The sequence below is a fragment of the Rhodococcus sp. IEGM 1366 genome (genome assembly GCF_033142425.1).
In the GTDB taxonomy this organism is placed as follows: Bacteria; Actinomycetota; Actinomycetes; order Mycobacteriales; family Mycobacteriaceae; genus Rhodococcus_F; species Rhodococcus_F globerula.
In genome coordinates this window covers 414,393-432,413 of sequence record NZ_JAWLRZ010000008.1, presented here as the reverse complement: position 1 = coordinate 432,413, position 18,021 = coordinate 414,393, and the positions used below count along the sequence as shown (strand labels likewise).

Here is an 18,021-nt window from a genome sequence, read left to right as displayed (position 1 = left end):
GAGTACCGGAACACGTCTTGATCAACCCTGCCGCGAAATCAGCTTTGCGCTGCTTCTGCTGTGCGCAGATCCTTGCGGAGAATCTTTCCGGCCGCGGACTTGGGGACCGTGCTGATGAAGGCGACCTTGCGAACCTTCGTCACCACGCCCAGCCCGAAGATTACGGACATTCGCTCTCGTTTCGGCAAAATGTGAGCTCCGATCGAATAATGCTTGGCTCCGTGGCTGAATGAGTGATCGGCCCTCGATCAAATCCCGCAATAAAACTACAGTTTCATTCAGTCCACCGCCGCGAACCTCGGCGATCCCGATATCCGTCAAACATTGACCTATCCTGTCGGTTCACTTCAACAGCGACCAGCGCTGTCAAGCTTCGGGATCCCGCTAGATCGGATGTCCCGATATGAGAGGAGCCGAACTCTTGACCGTCGATTCGGTGCGAAAGCACAATCCTCAAGACGACATTCACGTACCACCCGAGTCACCCGCCGATCTCGATGCCCCAGGCAACAACGATGCGGCCGATGCACTCGAAGCCAAACATCGATTCTGGACTGTGGTAGTCAATCGACTGGTTTCCATCGCTGTAGTTTCGGGACTCGTCCTCGTCCTCATCGGCCTTACGACATGGCCGTCAATCGAGGAATCAGCACCTGATGCCCGTCTCGTCACCCCCGGAACATGGTTACCCGCATTGCACGCCGAATTGAGCGGACGAATTACACCGGCAAACACACTGACTTGTGCGATCGCACTGTTCGCTGGATGCGCCACCATCACAGTGGCGTTGGCAATCGGTAAGGCCTCGAGTCTGACCGTACAAGAACAGGCCATTCACAGTCAGTGGCGGATCTTGTTGGAGATCACCGCATTGCTGGCGGCGGTGGGTGCCGTGCTGTTGGCAGGGGCAGCGTGGATCGGACCCGAGGTACGGGAAACGTCGGGTATCTCGCTCATGACCTGTGTCTTCGCGATGATGTGTTTACTCATGGTTTTGTCCATCTCAGGGGAAAGCACCCGAGCCGATCAGCTTTTTCGCGAGAATGCTGAAAAACAGGCTGCCGACAGACGAACCGAACGGCGAAACAAGATCGGATACACCGTCCCTGATGTGCGATCGGACTCTCCATTTCGAAGAATTGTTTGTGGGTATATATGGCGCTCGCTGGTAATCGGAATTGTGGTGACAATCGCGATGCACTTAAGTTTGTCGATTGTTCAAATCGTGAGAAGTCGCTCTATCGCGATCGAGTGGCCGAATCCGTTGGAATTGCTCGCATCTGTTGGAGTGTTCGCCGGCATCGTATTGGCAACCGGGTACTTCTCCGTAGTTCGGTGGTCTACCTACGACACTCGTTTTCCGCGTTGGCAACTCACGGTGAAGTCCGCAATATTGAGAGTCGGAGGGACGCTTTTCTGCATTCTGGGCATACTCGCACTCGGTGACAGCTGGATCGTGAGTGTTCTCGTCGGCGTATTCCTCTTCGGACCGACTGTCTTTGTCTGGGCTGCTTTGTCGATCACCCGCGTACGACCGGGACTGCGCTGGCTCAGTTGGTTTGCCACACCTGTGTGGGCCGCTATCACACACAATCTCGACTTGAGTAGTGCCACGTCGACCGACCCTGACGTAAATGACGCTCCGAGCAGCAACACACATCGGTGTGAAACAAACACAACCACCACCGAGGGTGGGCAAAGCCGCCCCGCTACGACGGATTGACGATGACCGTTTCGCAGCGGGACTGCTCACCTGTTTGAGGGTCAGCCTGCTTCTGCGGTGCGCAGATCCTTGCGGAGAATCTTTCCGGCCGCGGACTTGGGGACCGTGCTGATGAAGGCGACCTTGCGAACCTTCTTGTGCGGTGAGACGCGCTCGGCGACAAAAGCGATGACGTCGGCCTCGGACAACGCGGCACCGTCCTGCAGGACGACAAACGCCTTCGGCACTTCCTCGCCCTCCTCGTCGAGTACTCCGATGACGGCGGCGTCGGCGATCTGCGGGTGGGTGAGCAGCAACGCTTCGAGTTCGGCCGGCGGAACCTGGTAGCCCTTGTACTTGATCAGTTCCTTGAGACGGTCGACGATGGTGACGACACCTTCGGCGTCGACGGTCGCAATGTCGCCGGTACGCAGGTAACCGTCGGCGTCGAGGGTGTCTTTGGTTGCCTGCTCGTTCCCGAGGTACCCGGCCATGATGTTCGGGCCCTTGCACCACAGCTCACCGGGCGCACTGACCTCACCGGAACCGGCCACCGGGTATGCAACCTCTTCACCGGTGCCCGGATCGACGAGCTTGCATTCCATGTTCGCGATGGTCGGGCCGCACGAGTCGAGCGGCATGTCGTCCCGGTCGAACGGAATTGCATGGCTGACCGGGCTCATCTCGGACATGCCGTAGCCCTGACGGACCCGGCAGTTCAGGCGATCGGCGACGGCCTTGCCGAGGGCGGCATCGAGCGGGGCGGCGCCGGAGAAAATCGTGTGCACACTCGACAGGTCGTACTGGTCGACCAGTGGATGTTTCGCCAACGCGACCGCGACTGGCGGCGCGACGAAGATGTACGTCGATTTCTGCTCGGCGACGATCCGCAGAAATTCGACGAGATCGAACTTCGGCATCGTGATCAGGCTCGCGCGGGCGAAGAGCGCGGCGTTGAGCAGCACCGTCATGCCGTAGATGTGGAAGAACGGCAGGACTGCGAGAATCTTGTCGTCGGAGCCGATGCCCATCCGCGGCATGATCTGGCAGACATTCGCGACCAGGTTGCGATGGGTGAGCATGACCCCCTTGGGTCGACCGGTCGTGCCCGACGAGTACGGCAGCACCGCGAGTTGGGTGGCCGGATCGAAGGAAACCTCGGGCGGCGTCGCACCTTCACCGAGCAGATCGCGCAGCGAGAGGTGACCTTCGGCGCCGTCGAAGACGATCACATTCTCGGCCGGGATGCCGACCTCGTCGGCCGCCGCCTTGGCTTGCGGAAGCAGCGGCGAGACCGTGAAGAGGAACGTGGCCTTCGAGTCGGTGAGTTGCTTGGCGATGTCCTCGGCGGTGTAGAGAGCGTTGACGGTGGTCGCAACGCCACCGGCACGCAAGATGCCGTGGAAGACGGATCCGAACGCCGGGACGTTCGGTGAATGCAGAGCGACGACGTCCCCCACAGCGAGTCCGCGCGCGGCGAGGGCTCCAGCGACGCCGTTGATCTGCGCGATCAGCGAGGCGTACGTGGTGACGGTGCCCGAAGCGCCCTCGACAAACGCAGTCTTGTCGAGATCAGCGGGTTCGATGTTTCCGAACAGGAAGTCGTAGACACTGACGTTGGGGATGTCGACGTCGGGGAACGGACTCTTGAAGCTCAACGGTGCTCCTCGTGAAGGTTGCGCGGCAAGGTGACGAACAATTTACTGTGACTTACGGAAACAGCATTATTCCGTGATGGTAGTCACAAAGTAAAGAACACCCTACGGGACACATCGCCGATATGTCTCACGCATCACTTCTCGGCGGCAGTGTCCAATTCTTCAGCGTCCGCTTTCTCTGCGTCCGCTTCTTCGATCAGATGCTTGAACGGTTGCAGGTTCGCCAGCGACTCCCCACGCGAGACGCGCCACGCCCATTCCCGCTTGATGGACGAGAAGAATCCGAGTTCGAGGATGACGTTGAAATCGCCGTCCGCAGCCTCGAGGACCTGGCCGAGAACCCGATCGAGTTCGTCACCGGTCACCGCATGTTCGGAGATCTTGCCGACGAGGTAGATGTCCCCGACCTTGTCGAGTGTGTACGCCACCCCGTACAGGCGACGGTTCCGCTTGAGCAGGAACTTGTAGACACCCTCGAAGTTCTCGTCGACCTTGCGGCACACAAAAGCTTCGACCCGCACACCGTGGTTCCCGACGGTCAGCAAAGTCGACGTCTTGAGTTTGTGCTCACCGGGAAGTTCGACGATGAAATGAGTGCCGTCGCGCTTCGTGAATTCGAGTTCACGCTCGGTGAGGGCCTGCTCGATGATGTCGGAAACACTGCTCATGTACGCACTCCTCCGGTCCGCCGCAGACGCCACAGTCCCCGCGCGCGGCGGGGCGAGAAGTCACTGGGACCGGTTCCGTTGTTGTAGTTGACGGCGGCTTTGCGGTAGCTCTCGAGAAGTCCGTCCGCGGTGTGTTCCCACGAGAAGTTCTCCGCGTGACGCGGAGCGCGCTCCGCAAGAGTTTCCAGACGCGCGGGTTCGGTGACCAGCGCTTCGAGAGCGCCTGCCCAATCCTGAGTCTTGTGCCCCTGCACCAGTAGGCCCGTCTCACCGTTGCGAACGGCAACACCCAAACCACCGACGTCAGCGGCAATCACCGGAGTCCCACAGGCTTGAGCCTCGATGGCCACCAGGCCGAATGATTCCGAATAGCTCGGTACCGCAACAAGATCCGACGCCCGATACACATCGGCCAGCCGCGTCGGCGCCTGCGGCGGCAGGAAGGTCACCTGCGCTGTGATGCCGAGGGCGCGTGCCAGCTCGATCAAGACGTCCGGCTGAGCCAACCCGGTGCCGGAGGGACCACCGACGACCAGGATCCGCAGCGGCAATCCGGGATGGCGGCTGATGACTTCCGCAGCTGCACGCAGAAGGACGTCCGGCGCCTTGAGGGGCTGAATGCGACCGACAAACGTCACGATCACTTCGTTGGGATTCAGGCCGAACGACGCCCTGGCCCGATCACGATCGCCCGGACGATAGAGCGTCAGATCCGCGCCAGGCGCGACGACGTCGATGCGCGTCGGGTCGGCCCCGTACAGCTCGTGGAGAGCCTTGGCTTCGTCGGTGGTGTTGGCAACAAGTCGATCGGACTCGGCCACAACCTGTTGCTCACCGATCTGTCGAGCGGCGGGTTCGGGCGTGTCCCCCTCTGCCATCGACAGGTTCTTGACGGCGGCAAGAGTGTGCGCGGTGTGGACGAGCGGAACGCCCCAGCGGTCCCGAGCCAACCAGCCGACCTGCCCGGACAGCCAGTAGTGCGAGTGAATCAGGCTGTAATAGCCCGGTTCACGACGCGCTTCCTCTCGCAGGACTCCGGCGACAAACGCGCAGAGTTGCGTCGGGAGATCTGCCTTGTCGAGGCCCTCGAACGGACCGGCGGCGACGTTGCGCACCCGAACCCCCGGTGCGGCTTCGACGACGGGAGCGTCTGCCGATGACGTCGCGCGGGTGAAAATCTCCACCTCGACACCACGTTTTGCCAACTGAATCGCGGATTGCAGGACGTAGACGTTCATCCCACCTGCATCACCGGTGCCTGGTTGCGCCAAGGGCGAGGTGTGGACCGACAGTACGGCCACCCGGCGAGGGCGCGAAGTGTGCGTGGGTGTCACGACTCCATAGTGCCCCCTCACCGGGCGCGAACTCTAACCGAGGCTGGAGACGAACGTTCTCACTTCGGACACGAATCGGGTCGGATCCTCCACGAACGGCCCGTGATCGCAGCCGTCCCAGTACGACGCCTGCGACTTCGGAATCAGCTCTTCGGCGTGCTTACCTGCACTCACGTCGACAACGGAGTCTTCGGTGCCGTGCAGAACCAGCGCCGGGATGTCGAGGGAACGGAGCAGTTCGTCGTGACCGACCGCACGGTTGAACAGTGCCGCCCGCACGCGCGGGCGGGTCGCGAGGCTCGCACCGAACAGGGCCTGCGACTGGGCCCCTTTGCCTTCCGGCGGGCCGGTGAGCGCGTTGCCGAACGCGCCGAGTGCCCGAATCGCCTCGCGGGGATCTTCCGACATGGCACCGGGAACAGCGCTGCGCATCGCCGCACCCACCTTGCCGCCCTTCTCACCGCGTCCGATGCTCGTGATCGCGCCGACCAGGACAACGCCGGCCACAGCGTGCGTTCCGTGCGCTGCCAGGTAATCGCAGATCACGAGCCCGCCGTACGACCACCCGAGCAACACGGCTTTCTCGGTGATGCCCTCGGCTGCCAGGACAGCGGCAACATCGCCGGCCCAGTTCGCGCTGTTGTCGTAACCGTCTTCGGGGGCGTCGGAGTATCCGTGGCCGCGTAGATCAACGGCGATCAACCGGTGCGAGGACGCCAGTTCGCTCAGAACCTGCTCACCCCAGCACTGCGAGGACTGCGCCCAGCCGTGCAGCAGGACCAGCGGGGTTGCTTCCGGGTTTCCGGTTACTCGGTAGACGATGGACGTGCCGTCGACGCTGACGGCTTCACGAATAGACATGCCGTCACGATAGAGGCTGTGACCGCTGCGCCGACGGCAAGCGTGTACGCCGACGAGACTCCGTAGCGGTCGATCAGCTGCCCCGCCAGCGCGGATCCGAGCGCCACGCCGACGCCCAGGCCGGTCACCGTCAGCGTCATACCTTCGGTGAGTTTCTCGGGTGGGACGATCTGCTCGACAAGAGCTGTGGCGATGATGAGCGTCGGCGCGATTGTTGCGCCGGCCAGGATGTAGGCCGCTGCCAGTCCCGCGACGCTGCCGACCAGCAGGAGCGGAATACTCAGCACGGTGACGGCAATGGACGCGATCATCAGCTGTCCGCGTAGCGAGCGCGTCGGGTGCCGGGACCCGAACACCAGCCCCACGATCCCCGATCCTCCGGCAAACAAGGCGAGGACAACGGTCGCCGACCCGGGCGAGTTCTGTTCCTGGGTGAACGCGATGGCACCGACGTCGATGACGCCGAACATGGTTCCCAGCATCACCATCACGATGATGACGATCCACATCGCCGGGTTCGCGAGAACCGAGCGTCCCCGGCCCGGTATGCGCGGATGAATCTTGGGTTCCGTCGATCGCTGCGCCACCAGTAGGAGCGTGCCGACCACAAGAAGAATTACTCCCGCCAACGGACCGGCTTCGGGAAACAACCCGATGCTCAGACCGACCGAGAGCACCGGCCCCACCACGAAACAGAGTTCGTCGACGACGGATTCGAACGCAAAAGCTGTGCGCAACTCAGGTTTTCCGACGTAGATCGCAACCCACCTGGCGCGAACCATCGCACCGATCGTCGGGGTCGCACCGGCCGGGATCACCAGAGCGAACAGCAGCCAGTCCGGCGCTTCGAATCTCACGGACAGCAGCAGCGCACCGATCGAGATTGCACTGACCGCAGCGGCCAGGGGCAGAACCGCGCGCTGCCCGAATCGATCCACGGTGCGGGACACCAACGGCGCTATGACGGCGCAGGACAGCGCAAATACTGCGGCGAGCGCGCCGGCAAGCCCGTAGTCACCACGAAGTTGCGAGATCATCGTCACGATTCCGATGCCGATCATCGCGATCGGCAACCGCGCGATGAAACCGGCGGCGGAGAAGGCAACCGCGCCAGGGGCGGCGAATATCTCGCGATATGCCCCCATCAGGCCTTTATCGTCGGAACTGGTCATGACTGATTCTCGTGCACCACACAAGGTTCACAGAATATGTGCAGCCACCACAAATCCCGGGTCGAGTTGACCTGTCGGTAGCTTGCCCTACGATTGCGCGAATGAGTGTCCTGGTGTGTTTCCACGCCCATCCCGACGACGAAGTATTCATCACGGGTGGCGTCATGAGAATGGCTGCCGACGCGGGTCATCGCGTTGTTGTCGTCACGGCCACCGACGGTGCGCTGGGTGAGTATCCCGACGGCCTGTTGGACGAGCACGAATCATTGGCGGAGCGTCGCAGCCGCGAACTCGAGGCGTCCACCGACGCCCTCGGTGCCAGCCGTGTCGTGTCGCTGCACTATCCGGATTCCGGAATGGTCGGCACCCCTGAGAACGAGAACCCCGACGCTTTCTGCAATGCCGAAGTAGACGAGGCGGCCGAACGTCTGGCAGAAGTTCTTCGCGAGGAGAACGCCGACATCCTGACGATCTACGACGCCAATGGTGGTTACGGTCACCCGGACCACATTCAGGTGCACTACGTCGGCATTCGGGCGGCTGAGCTCGCGGGCACACCGCTCGTCTACGAGGCGTCCACCAACCGCGATCACATGAAGATGTTGATGCTGGCCAATCCGGAGTGGACGGAAGAAGCGCAGCCACCGGACATCGAGACGTTCGGCCTTCCAGCCGAACAGCTCACCACGGCCGTCGACGTCAGTTCGGTGATCAGCTCGAAGCGTGCGGCCATGTACGCGCACGCCACACAGGTCGGGGATTTCGGGCCGTTCCTCGAAATGCCCACCGAGCAGCTCACCGCGGCATTCGGTACCGAGTGGTTCCGTCGACGCAACGCCCCGGACGGCCTGTCGGAAACTGCGCTTCCGCTGTAGCCGAAGCTCCACATCGGCTTCGACTTCTGGTTAGCATCGGTAGGCATGGACCTCGAACAGCTTGTCGCGAGCATGCCTTTTGCCGTTCATACCGGAGTGCAGTTGGACAGTGCGACCTCCGAAGAGGTTGTCGGGCACCTCGATTGGGACAACCACCGCACCACCGCCGGTAACGGAATGCACGGCGGCGCCTTGATGACGCTGGCAGACAGCGTCGGCGCCGTCTGTGCATTCCTCAACCTGCCACCCGGCGCCGGCACCTCGACTACCAGTTCGTCGGCGGTCTTCACTCGGGGTGTCCGCAAGGGCACCGTCACTGCAACTGCCCGGCCGTTGCATGCCGGCCGCAGCACCATCGCGATAGTCACCGAACTCCGGGACGACGAGGGCCGTCTGGTCGCTCAGGTCACGGCATCCCAGGCAGTGTTGGGGCCGTGAACCTTCCCGGGTACCGGTCATCCGGCGCCACCGCGCCGTACGGCAATCTACTTGCCTCGCACGATGTTGCGATGGAGGGCTATTTCTGGCGGTTCACGCTGCCGGAAAGCGGCCGCGTTGTCATTGCACTGGCCGGAATCAATCGAGCGGCCGACGGCCATTGGTCGACACTCGCGGTAGCCGCGCATCCCGGCGGGTTCCTCAGCGACACAGAGTATCCCGGCGGATATGCCGATCCTGACCGGCTAGGGGCCTATGCGGACAACGCTTTTCGCGGCACGACGGATCAGGTACACGCCGATCTCGAGACCGCGCGTCTGGACGTTCGCATCTCGAGCCAGCGATTCTGGCCGCGTCGACGCTTCGGCGGTTCCAGCTATTTCCAGTCTGTTCCCGCTCTCAATCAGTACTGGCATCCGTGGCTTCTCGGTGGCAGAGCCGAGGGCGCCGCGATCATCGACGGCGAGACCTGGGATCTCACCGGAGCACAGGTGTACGGCGAGAAGAACTGGGGCAAGGGTGGTTTCCCCGAATCCTGGTGGTGGGGCCAGGCTCAGGGGTTCACCGACCCGCATGCATGTATCGCCTTCGCCGGCGGGCAGATCAGCGCGGGGCCGCTTCGCACCGAAGTCACCGCCGTTGTTGTCGCACTGCCCGACGGAACCGTATTCCGGCTGGGAAACCCGGTCACCTCGCCCGTGACCACAGTGGTTGCCGACGACCGCTGGACACTACGCGGCCGCAATCACCTCTGGAGTGTCGAGATCGAGGGCAGCGCTCCCCTGTCGGACGCCCATATCCTCCCGGTACCTCTTCCCGCGCAGCGCCGCAACGTTCCTGGCGCACTGGAACATCTGGGTGCCACGTTGACTGTGACCGTACGTCGGCGAGGCACTGTGTACTGGACCGACACTTCTCACCTCGCGGCCCTCGAGCACGGCGGGTTGGACCGCGCCCAATCGGAAGTCACGAGACGGGAGCAGATCGCGCCAGATCTATGAGCGCCGACGCCGCCGGATTCTTGCCGCCGCGGGCGCGCCACACCATTTCCAAGCGGGACCGGGCCTCAGGTTCGAGGTTGATCCGATGCAACTGTCCCACTGCGGATTCCGGGATAACCGCCATCCCCAACCCCTGCGCTGCCAGTGAGACGATAATCCCGAGATTGCTGGCCTCGAGCGCAACTGTGGGGGCGACGCCTACCGCCACGCAGGCCGCGTCGAGGCACGTCCTGATACCGGTTCCCGACGGAAGGCAGATCACGGACCGCGTCCCGAGTTCCGCGAACGGCAGAGTATCCCGTTCGGCAAGTGGATGATTCGCGGCCACTCCCGCCACCAGTCGCTCATCGGTGATCACGCGGGATTCGAGGCCCTCGGGCAGCTCCCCCGCCACCCCGACAACCGCTATGTCGAAGGTTCCGTCCGCGACACCGGCAAGAAGGTTGCGTGAATCATCTTCGGCCAGAGAGATATCCAGACCCGGATGTCGGAGGTGCAGCCGAGCCAGCAGATCTGTCAGGTCAGCCGAAGCACAGGCCGTCACCATCCCGACGGAAACCGAGCCTCGGACCAAACCTTTCAGCGCGTCCACGACGTCGCGGACGCTGTCCACGGAGGCCAGGGCAGCGCGAGCGTGGGGCAGCACAGCGCGCCCCGCTTCAGTGGGACGTACGGTCCGGCCGCTTCGATCGAGCAGTTCCTGCCCCAGCTCCCGCTCGAGGCGTTTGATCTGCGCACTCACACCTGGTTGAGCGACGTGTAGACGCTCGGCCGCGCGGGTGAAATTCGCTTCGTCGACCACTGCGACGAAGTACTCGAGTTGCCGAAGTTCCATAACTTTTGATTCTAGCTACGAGACAAACCAGATCTTGGACTTATCATCAGGATCGCAGCACGATGGAGGCATGACAACAACAGACACAACTCGAGAAGCCCGGACCCCGGAAGACCTCGCTCGCCTCTTTGTCGAGTTCGCCAACGCCGGTGACGCCGACGCAGTAGCGGGACTCTACGAAGAGGGCGCCGTGATGGCATTTCCGCCCGGTTCGCTTACCGTCGGGCGTTCGGCCATCCGCGACGTGATCGCACAGATGCTCGCTGCCGCACCCACGTTCACCGTCGAGAAGGCGCTGCCGACGGTCGTCAGCGGTGATCTCGCGATGACCTCCACTGCGCCGGCCGACGGTACCGGCGGACGCACTCAGGTTGCGCGCCGCCAGCCCGACGGACGGTGGTTGCGGGTACTCGACCGGCCGGAGCTGTAACCGGCACAGACGAAGTCAGATTACGGCGGCCCGGCGCATCGCTGCGGCCGGATCAGCGAACAGCGAGCTCAGCGACACCACGGTCGACGCGTATTCCTGCACCCGATTCCCGAAGCCGGTGATCCGAATGTCCTTACGCTCCAGGGACGATGTCGTCGAGAAAGCCTCGGCGACATACGGCGCGCCGGCCGGGTAGTCGGTGAAAGCCTGGCCGCCGAGGATCACACGATCCGGGTTGAACAGATCACGCAACAGCGCCACCGTGCGACCCAGCACCCGTGCTCGTTCGACCAGGAGTTCATGTGCCGCAGCCGAACCGGCAGAGGCCGCCGCGTACACGTCGGCGATGGTGATGCGCTCGCTACCCTGAATCACCGCGCCGCTCGACAGTGCCTGCGTCACAATCGCTCGATCGCTGATGGTCGCTTCCAAGCACCCCACGGAACCGCAGGCGCACCGGGCCGACGACCCCGTCGGCAGGTGCGCGATCGAGCCCGGTCCGCTGGACGGGGTGTGCACGCGACCCTCGAAAGTGATCGCAATGCCTGATGTTTCGCGCGCATAGAAGTACAGCGCAGTGGTCCCGGTAGCCGGTGTCTCGGTGCGATCGGCGCTCAGCAGCAATTCCGATGCGGCCATGGCCTCGACGTGCGCGGCAACCGAAACCGGCAAGCCCAATCCGGCTCCGATGACTGCACCGACCTTTGCACCCTTCCATCCCAATCGGGGGTGGTCGACCACACCGGTAGCAGAGTCGACGCGTCCACCGATCGCAACGCCGACAGCCAGCGGTCGACGTTTGTGCCACCGGGATGTGAACGATTTTGCCGAACGCGCGATAGTCGCGAGTGCAACAGATGAATTGGTGGTGGGCGTCGGGATTTCGACGGCGCCGAGCACCCGGCCCCGAATATCGCTGGCAATGATGCTGGTGACGGCTGCACCGATGTGGATGCCGACCGTCAGATACGGCTCGTGATTCACCTCGAACGGAACCTTGGGGCGACCGATGGCACCTGAGGCAATCAGATCTGCTCGCTCACGGACCACTCCGAGGTCGAGCAGGCTCGTGACCTGCCGATTGACGGTTGCAATGCTCAACCCGGAGGCCTTGGCAGCAGTGTCCCGCGAAATCGGGCCTCTCAGCCGAGCGATGCGGAGGACCGTTGCCGCCGGTCCGTCGGCGATGCGCAGCTCAGGTGCAACAACCTGAGGCCGCGGTCCGGAGAGGACGGTTCGTGATCGAAGCTGCGGGGCAGTAAGTGTGGGGGTCGACATGGCAGTCCCTTGCAGAAGGAGGAGAAAGCGCACACTTCAGCCCTCGGACCGGCATCAATGCTGGTCAAGGAAGAAAGGGTGGAGAGCGGCGCAGAAAATTAGCTGCAGAAAGAACGGCGGCAACAACACAGTTCGCGTGCCAGAGGCAGACGCGACCCCAACGCAGCGGTCACATAGGTGACGCGCAAAGCGGCAGGCTGGTCGGTCGACATAGATCCAAAAATAGCAGCTCTGTCCAGTTTCACAAATCGGGTGCGGTAACGATCACAGTGAATGCAACTATGGCCAACCGCAAATACAGCTGTTTTAGTGCTGACATGACCGGCGCAGACACCACTCCCCCACCACACGCACGCGGCTACGAGGGGTTCGGTGGCCGGATCGGCCGTACCGCAGCCGACTCGATCCCGTCTTGGCCGTCGACAGCGTCACCGGCGTCGGATGCCCCCAACATCGTGGTCGTCTTGATCGACGACATGGGATACAGCGACATCGGCCCGTTCGGATCGGAGATCGAGACACCGACCCTGGACCGACTTGCTGCACAAGGTGTTCGGCTCACCAACTATCACACGACGCCGCTGTGCTCACCCTCTCGGGCAGCGCTCCTGACCGGAGTCAATCCACATCGGGCGGGATACGGGTTCGTGGCAAACGCAGACCCCGGCTACCCGGGCTTACGGCTCGAGCTTGGTGACGACATCCTGACCCTGCCCGAGATCCTTCGCGAATCCGGTTACGCCACATACGCAGTCGGTAAATGGCACCTTGTGCGTGACGCCAACCTCGCGCCGGGTCGCAGCCGCGACTCCTGGCCGACGCAGCGCGGATTCGACCGCTACTACGGATCACTCGAAGGCCTCAATTCCTTCTACTACCCCAATCAATTGATCTCCGACAACTCCGTCGTCGACGTCGACGAGTATCCCGAGAATTACTATCTGACAGACGATCTCACCGACAAAGCTGTCAGCTACATCAAGGATCTTCGGGCACACGATGCGGAGAAGCCGTTTTTCCTCTACTTTGCGCACGTCGCCATGCACGGGCCGTTGCAAGCCAAACCCGAAGATCAAGCCAAGTACCGGGGCCGCTACAACGAAGGCTGGGACCGAATCCGCGAATCCCGCTTTGCTGCTCAGCTCGCGGCGGGACTGTTCCCCGAAGGTACGCGGCAAGCACCGCGTAATTCCGAGCCTGGCTTCGACGTTCCCGAATGGGATTCCCTGACATCGGAGCAACAGTCGCGGTTTGCCCGCTACATGGAAGTCTATGCAGGCATGGTGGATTCGGTTGATCAAAGCGTTGGCCGCATTGTCGAGACGCTCGAAGAACTCGGAGAGTTGGACAACACCATCATCGTCTTCACCTCCGACAACGGTGGCACGGCCGAGGGTGGTTCGGACGGCACGCGCAGCTACTTCGCGCAATTCGCGCACGTGCAGGATCCCGAGTGGGTAGGCGACGTCCCGCACGACGAATCGTTGATCGGTGGTCCGCAGTTGGGGGTTCACTACCCTCGCGGATGGGGACAGACGTCCAACACCCCGTTCCGGTTCTACAAGGGCCAGTCGTTTGCCGGTGGCGTCCGAGTGCCGTTTGTCCTGTCCTGGCCGGCCGGTATCAAACCGGCTGCGGCCGACAACGGCATTCGAGACCAGTTTGCCTACGTCACCGATCTGACCCCCACCCTCCTCGATCTTGCAGGCATCGACGTTCCGACCGTGCGTCATGGCCTTCCCGCCAAGGAGTTCGACGGAGTCTCGGCTGCCTACGTTCTGCACTCACCGGTGGCACCGAGCTCCCACACCGAGCAATACACCGAAATGACCGGCAACCGCGGGTACTACAAGGACGGCTGGAAACTGCTGGCGCTGGCACCCGACAACATCGACGAACCCGACTGGCAACTGTTCGACGTCACCGCAGACCCCACCGAACTGAACAATCTCGCCGCGCAGTACCCGGACAAGGTCCGCGAACTTGCCGACGCCTGGGACAACTCGGCGTGGGCGAACACCGTCTTCCCGCTGTTGGGCAACGGCGTCGGAGCGGTGCGTCGGCCCGAAGAACAAGCGCTGTCGCGGCCGGTGCGAATCCTGGCAGGCACCCCAACCCTCGAGCGATACCGATCGACTCGGCTCATCGCCTTCCGCGACTTCGACATCACCGTAGAACTGAGCGGCTACCAGGGCGGCGACTCCGGCGTCCTCGTAGCGCACGGCGACCCCCAAGGCGGGTACATCCTGTACGTCGAAGACGGCCATCTCCATCTCGGATACAACGCGTTCGGGGACTACCGAAGCATCGACACCGGGCCGCTCGCGGTGGGCAGCACCCGCATCGACGTTGCGGTGAGAGTCGCGCCGCGCCTGCGCTGGAACCTCGACGTCAGCGTCGACGGCGTTCCGGCCGGCCACCTCCGCGATCAGGTCCAACTTGTGGGCATGGCGCCGTGGACCGGCATCTCGGTCGGCGTCGATGCGCGTGGACCGGTGTCATGGGACCTGCACAGTCGACGCGGCAGCTTCCGCTACAGCGGCGCGCTCCGAGCCGTCACGTACACCCCGGGAACCGTCCAGGTCCCGGCCCGTCACATCGAATCCATCGAGCGGGAGGCAGAGTACGCGGCCGACTAGCCCTACGATTGCGTCATGACCATTTCTTCCGATGCCCGCGTCGCTGTTGTCACCGGAGCCAGCTCCGGAATCGGCGAGGCCACTGCCCGCACGCTTGCCGATCAGGGATTTCACGTGGTGATCGGGGCCCGGCGCCTCGATCGCCTCGAGAAGATCGCCGAGGAGATCGGCGGCACCGCGCTCGAACTCGACGTCACCGACGAGGATTCCGTCGACGCATTTGCCGCGGTCCTGCCCCGCGTCGACGTCCTGGTGAACAATGCGGGCGGCGCCAAGGGCCTGGCGACAGTCATGGAGGCCGATCTCGACGACTGGCGCTGGATGTGGGAAACCAATGTGCTGGGCACTTTGCGGGTCACAAAAGCGTTGCTGCCCAAGCTCATCGACTCCGGCGACGGTTTGGTGGTCACCATCACCTCGATCGCCGCACTCGAGGCATACGACAACGGTTCCGGGTACACCACCGCCAAACATGCTCAGGCCGTTCTGCATCGGACCCTGCGCGGCGAATTGTTGGGCAAGCCCGTTCGGTTGACGGAGATCGCTCCCGGCGCCGTCGAAACCGAATTCTCCCTGGTCCGTTTCGAGGGCGATCAGGAGAAGGCCGACAAGGTGTACGAAGGCATCACTCCGCTTGTGGCTCAGGACATCGCCGAGATCATCGGCTTTGTCGCGGCACGTCCGTCACATGTGAACCTGGATCAGATCGTCGTGCGTCCTCGCGATCAGGCAGGTGCTGGACGCTTCCACCGCACTACGACCTAGCACAGCCCAACCACCTAGCGTTGTTGCCTCTTCGTGGAAACGGCGGCCATGATCGCCGTTTCCACGTCGAGGGCGGAAGCCGCAACAGCGCTGAGCGTTTCACCACCTCTCACGATGTACCTACCGTCGTCGGCAAAGTCGTTCCATTGAAAGACAACGTCACCCCGGTTCGGTCTGCTGTCTATGGCACTGCCCGACGAGATGGTGATTTCACCGATCGACGTGCGCGGCCGACGAAAGAACCTCACCAGCTCCTGCGCTGGTCGCGGATCGTCGGCTCGACTCAGGATCGACTCTCCCGGAATATGTTTCGTGTTCCGAGCCGACGCGACCCGAACCTTCCCCGCCGGGCATTGCGGCAGGTGCGTCACCATCGCGGACACCAGCACCGACGCCCGTTGCACCGAAAGAACAACATCGGAGCCGGAATCAGCTGCCGCACCTGGCAACTGCTCAACCAGCACTCCCCACTCGCCGGCGATCGCACCGTGCAGCCGTGTCACCATGTTCATCCGGGCGCCGTGAAATCCTGACACTTCGATGCGTACGGTGGGCTCCGCCAGTATCTGCAACGCGTCGGTCATACTCTCGTCGAGAATCTGCCGGATCCGCAGTGCCGCGTTTTTCCGCTGCATAGTCAGTTCGGTCATGGTTTCGGCCGCCGGACGGAATTTCAATGGGTACGGCAATCTGTCCCGACCTACGGCTTCCCACAGAATCTGGAATTCCATTCCGGTGAAGCGCCACTGTGACTGTGTGTTCACTGCTTCAGCACCAGTGTTCACTGCTTCAGCACCAGTGTTCACTGCCCCAGCACCGGCGGCGTGACCATCGGCAGGTCCCCGATCAGTTCGTTTCCGTTGTCGAGAGTGATGAGGTAGCCCGGCGTCTCGTGCATCTTGTCGTCGTCGCCTTGTCCGCGGCCGCCTGCCATGCCTCCCATTCCGCCGGCCATCATGCCCCGGCTACCGGCTGCTCCGAGACTGCCTGGCGCACCGCCGCGGGCACCGCTGCCGCCGGCACTGCCCAGGCCGCCGCCTGCCACACTGCCACCCAAACCACTGCCGCCCAATCCATTGGCGCCTGATCCACCGCCCGCGATGCCGCCACCTGCCCCACCTGCAGATCCGCCGCCGCCAAATCCGCCACTCCCAGGTCCGCCGGTGAGACCGGTACCTCCACCAAGTCCGGCGCCATGTCCGACACCAGGGATGGACCCACTGCCGACAGACTGCGGCACAGCGGACGCCGCCGAGGTAGTCGCCGGCCCGGAACCACTTTCACTCCGGCCGATTCCCGACCCGGATACCCGTCCGCTGTCGCCGAGCGCAGCGCCTGGCGTCGCACCTGATCCACCAGCCGAAGCACCGTCACCCGCGCCGCCGACCGTCGGGTCAGTCCCGGCGCCACCTGGCGAATCAGCTGTGCGCTGTTCCAATCCGCTACCACCGCCAGATGTTTGGTAGTTGCCCGCGGCGGATGCCGCTTGCTCGTACGACATCTGATCGGTACCGGTCTGGAACGGACTACGGCCGCCGGAGGTTCCGCCGCCGGAGGTGATGGGATTGAATGCGGGCGGCAGGACGGGAACCTGATCATCGGCGCGCTTCATGTACGGCAGGTACATCTCCTTCATGACCTGGCGCGCCAGTCGCTCCGCTTCTTCGGCTTCATGTTGCGCCTGACGCCACGACTCCCCTGGAATCATGCTGATGAGCTGTTCCCCAAGCGATGCGTCGCTTGGACGCGGTATCGACTGTTTTGCCTGTCCCAGTGCGATCTTTGCTTCTTCGACTTTGTTGGCTACCAGTTGCACTCGTGTCTGAAGTTCCTGGCCGTCAGCTGAGTACGCAAGAACAGCCTCCAAGGCCGCAGATCCACCCTTGCCCTGCCAGCCGTCACCGATTGCCGATCCGACGGCGAGGTTGAAGGCCGAGATTCCATTCACAACCCGCTCCGATATCTCGGTCCAGGCCTTACTGATCGCGACAAGAATTTCGGGCTTCATCTCGTCGACATGCGCAAAAATCTGAGCATGAGACATCGCGTCGAAGGGATCGTCTTCAAGAATGGCGTGTTCGCTGTACTCCAACGCCGTCGCCCGCGGAGTCAGTGCATCGCGGATTGCCCAGTTCACTTCGCGTTCCAGGTCGGCGACCTTCGATGCTTCGGCGATTGTGTCGTCGAACTCGCCGCGATCGTCGGTGAAATGTTGGAGCACAGCGGTCGGGGCCAATGCCACATCGGCGACACGACCGGGCACCGATGCCACAAGGGCGAGACCATCCGCCACAACATCATGAAGACTCACGACTATCCCCCGAATTCATCCGTGTCTACCTGGATAGACGCATCGGTGATGCCA

At 62.9% G+C, this 18,021-nt stretch carries 17 protein-coding genes and 1 pseudogene; 7 read left to right on the top strand and 11 right to left on the bottom strand.

Annotated features, from left to right (window positions below):
* Positions 1–38: 38 nt before the first annotated feature.
* Both R4P64_RS25575 and R4P64_RS25570 read right to left on the bottom strand, forming a co-directional pair.
* Positions 39–137: pseudogene (locus tag R4P64_RS25575) on the bottom strand (4-coumarate--CoA ligase); the annotation flags it as partial.
* 703 nt (positions 138–840) lie between these two features.
* Positions 841–990 (bottom strand): hypothetical protein, encoded by a 150-nt coding sequence (locus R4P64_RS25570; protein ID WP_317823200.1) that lies wholly within the window; start codon positions 988–990, stop codon positions 841–843.
* 235 nt (positions 991–1,225) lie between these two features.
* On the opposite strand from R4P64_RS25570, the gene R4P64_RS25565 reads away from it, so the two are divergent.
* Positions 1,226–1,723 carry a hypothetical protein gene (locus tag R4P64_RS25565; RefSeq protein ID WP_317823199.1) on the top strand — a complete coding sequence of 166 codons (498 nt, stop codon included), beginning with the start codon at positions 1,226–1,228 and terminating at the stop codon, positions 1,721–1,723.
* A gap of 41 nt (positions 1,724–1,764) precedes the next feature.
* On the opposite strand, the gene R4P64_RS25560 is transcribed toward R4P64_RS25565, so the two are convergent.
* The 5 genes from R4P64_RS25560 to R4P64_RS25540 all read right to left on the bottom strand — a co-directional run bounded on the left by R4P64_RS25560 (position 1,765) and on the right by R4P64_RS25540 (position 7,395).
* The gene (locus R4P64_RS25560; RefSeq protein ID WP_317823198.1) at positions 1,765–3,360 is read right to left on the bottom strand and encodes an AMP-binding protein; all 1,596 of its coding nucleotides are present in this window, start codon (positions 3,358–3,360) and stop codon (positions 1,765–1,767) included.
* 134 nt (positions 3,361–3,494) lie between these two features.
* Positions 3,495–4,028 carry a YbjN domain-containing protein gene (locus tag R4P64_RS25555; protein ID WP_092802156.1) on the bottom strand — a complete coding sequence of 178 codons (534 nt, stop codon included), beginning with the start codon at positions 4,026–4,028 and terminating at the stop codon, positions 3,495–3,497.
* The gene (gene mshA / locus R4P64_RS25550) at positions 4,025–5,383 is read right to left on the bottom strand and encodes a D-inositol-3-phosphate glycosyltransferase (RefSeq protein ID WP_317823196.1); all 1,359 of its coding nucleotides are present in this window, start codon (positions 5,381–5,383) and stop codon (positions 4,025–4,027) included. The genes R4P64_RS25555 and mshA overlap by 4 nt, the downstream gene beginning before the upstream one ends.
* Positions 5,384–5,395: 12 nt before the next feature.
* Positions 5,396–6,223, bottom strand: coding sequence for an alpha/beta fold hydrolase (locus R4P64_RS25545; protein ID WP_045063884.1), 828 nt, complete (start codon positions 6,221–6,223; stop codon positions 5,396–5,398).
* Positions 6,169–7,395 carry an MFS transporter gene (locus tag R4P64_RS25540; protein ID WP_317823195.1) on the bottom strand — a complete coding sequence of 409 codons (1,227 nt, stop codon included), beginning with the start codon at positions 7,393–7,395 and terminating at the stop codon, positions 6,169–6,171. Before R4P64_RS25540 ends, R4P64_RS25545 begins: the two co-directional genes overlap by 55 nt.
* A 101-nt stretch (positions 7,396–7,496) precedes the next feature.
* Here R4P64_RS25540 and R4P64_RS25535 point away from each other — a divergent pair, with 101 nt between their 5' ends.
* From R4P64_RS25535 to R4P64_RS25525, 3 genes are read left to right on the top strand one after another with little or no spacing between them, the layout of a single operon-like run.
* On the top strand, positions 7,497–8,270 hold the full coding sequence (locus R4P64_RS25535) for a PIG-L family deacetylase (RefSeq protein WP_033235511.1): 774 nt from the start codon (positions 7,497–7,499) through the stop codon (positions 8,268–8,270).
* Positions 8,271–8,315: 45 nt separating this feature from the next.
* A complete protein-coding gene (locus R4P64_RS25530; RefSeq protein WP_172936325.1) occupies positions 8,316–8,708 on the top strand; it encodes a PaaI family thioesterase in 393 nt (130 codons plus the stop codon).
* The gene (locus tag R4P64_RS25525) at positions 8,705–9,709 is read left to right on the top strand and encodes a tocopherol cyclase family protein (protein WP_317823190.1); all 1,005 of its coding nucleotides are present in this window, start codon (positions 8,705–8,707) and stop codon (positions 9,707–9,709) included. Before R4P64_RS25530 ends, R4P64_RS25525 begins: the two co-directional genes overlap by 4 nt.
* Here the strand turns inward: R4P64_RS25525 and R4P64_RS25520 are convergent.
* Positions 9,675–10,544 carry a LysR family transcriptional regulator gene (locus R4P64_RS25520; RefSeq protein ID WP_317823189.1) on the bottom strand — a complete coding sequence of 290 codons (870 nt, stop codon included), beginning with the start codon at positions 10,542–10,544 and terminating at the stop codon, positions 9,675–9,677. The genes R4P64_RS25525 and R4P64_RS25520 overlap by 35 nt on opposite strands.
* 70 nt (positions 10,545–10,614) lie before the next feature.
* Between R4P64_RS25520 and R4P64_RS25515 the strand changes: the two genes are divergently transcribed.
* Positions 10,615–10,974 carry a YybH family protein gene (locus R4P64_RS25515; RefSeq protein ID WP_033235515.1) on the top strand — a complete coding sequence of 120 codons (360 nt, stop codon included), beginning with the start codon at positions 10,615–10,617 and terminating at the stop codon, positions 10,972–10,974.
* 15 nt (positions 10,975–10,989) lie between these two features.
* On the opposite strand, the gene R4P64_RS25510 is transcribed toward R4P64_RS25515, so the two are convergent.
* A complete protein-coding gene (locus tag R4P64_RS25510) occupies positions 10,990–12,252 on the bottom strand; it encodes an ROK family protein (RefSeq protein ID WP_033235783.1) in 1,263 nt (420 codons plus the stop codon).
* A 317-nt stretch (positions 12,253–12,569) separates the two neighbouring features.
* On the opposite strand from R4P64_RS25510, the gene R4P64_RS25505 reads away from it, so the two are divergent.
* Together R4P64_RS25505 and R4P64_RS25500 are read left to right on the top strand one after the other, a co-directional pair.
* On the top strand, positions 12,570–14,891 hold the full coding sequence (locus tag R4P64_RS25505; RefSeq protein WP_317823187.1) for an arylsulfatase: 2,322 nt from the start codon (positions 12,570–12,572) through the stop codon (positions 14,889–14,891).
* Positions 14,892–14,906: 15 nt separating this feature from the next.
* A complete protein-coding gene (locus R4P64_RS25500; protein ID WP_033235516.1) occupies positions 14,907–15,656 on the top strand; it encodes an SDR family NAD(P)-dependent oxidoreductase in 750 nt (249 codons plus the stop codon).
* 14 nt (positions 15,657–15,670) lie between these two features.
* Here the strand turns inward: R4P64_RS25500 and R4P64_RS25495 are convergent, their stop codons facing one another.
* The gene (locus tag R4P64_RS25495) at positions 15,671–16,420 is read right to left on the bottom strand and encodes an ESX secretion-associated protein EspG (RefSeq protein WP_317823185.1); all 750 of its coding nucleotides are present in this window, start codon (positions 16,418–16,420) and stop codon (positions 15,671–15,673) included.
* 38 nt (positions 16,421–16,458) lie between these two features.
* On the bottom strand, positions 16,459–17,967 hold the full coding sequence (locus R4P64_RS25490) for a hypothetical protein (protein ID WP_317823184.1): 1,509 nt from the start codon (positions 17,965–17,967) through the stop codon (positions 16,459–16,461).
* Positions 17,968–18,021 lie beyond the last annotated feature (54 nt).

Excerpts from the sequence above, each read along its gene's own strand:
- R4P64_RS25540 (WP_317823195.1), bottom strand. The coding sequence starts at position 7,395 with ATGACCAGTTCCGACGATAAAGGCCTGATGGGGGCATATCGCGAGATA.
- R4P64_RS25500 (WP_033235516.1), top strand. The coding sequence starts at position 14,907 with ATGACCATTTCTTCCGATGCCCGCGTCGCTGTTGTCACCGGAGCCAGC.
- R4P64_RS25510 (WP_033235783.1), bottom strand. The coding sequence starts at position 12,252 with ATGTCGACCCCCACACTTACTGCCCCGCAGCTTCGATCACGAACCGTC.
- R4P64_RS25505 (WP_317823187.1), top strand. The coding sequence starts at position 12,570 with ATGACCGGCGCAGACACCACTCCCCCACCACACGCACGCGGCTACGAG.
- R4P64_RS25545 (WP_045063884.1), bottom strand. The coding sequence starts at position 6,223 with ATGTCTATTCGTGAAGCCGTCAGCGTCGACGGCACGTCCATCGTCTAC.
- R4P64_RS25515 (WP_033235515.1), top strand. The coding sequence starts at position 10,615 with ATGACAACAACAGACACAACTCGAGAAGCCCGGACCCCGGAAGACCTC.
- R4P64_RS25570 (WP_317823200.1), bottom strand. The coding sequence starts at position 990 with ATGAGTAAACACATCATCGCGAAGACACAGGTCATGAGCGAGATACCC.
- R4P64_RS25555 (WP_092802156.1), bottom strand. The coding sequence starts at position 4,028 with ATGAGCAGTGTTTCCGACATCATCGAGCAGGCCCTCACCGAGCGTGAA.
- R4P64_RS25535 (WP_033235511.1), top strand. The coding sequence starts at position 7,497 with ATGAGTGTCCTGGTGTGTTTCCACGCCCATCCCGACGACGAAGTATTC.
- R4P64_RS25520 (WP_317823189.1), bottom strand. The coding sequence starts at position 10,544 with ATGGAACTTCGGCAACTCGAGTACTTCGTCGCAGTGGTCGACGAAGCG.
- R4P64_RS25530 (WP_172936325.1), top strand. The coding sequence starts at position 8,316 with ATGGACCTCGAACAGCTTGTCGCGAGCATGCCTTTTGCCGTTCATACC.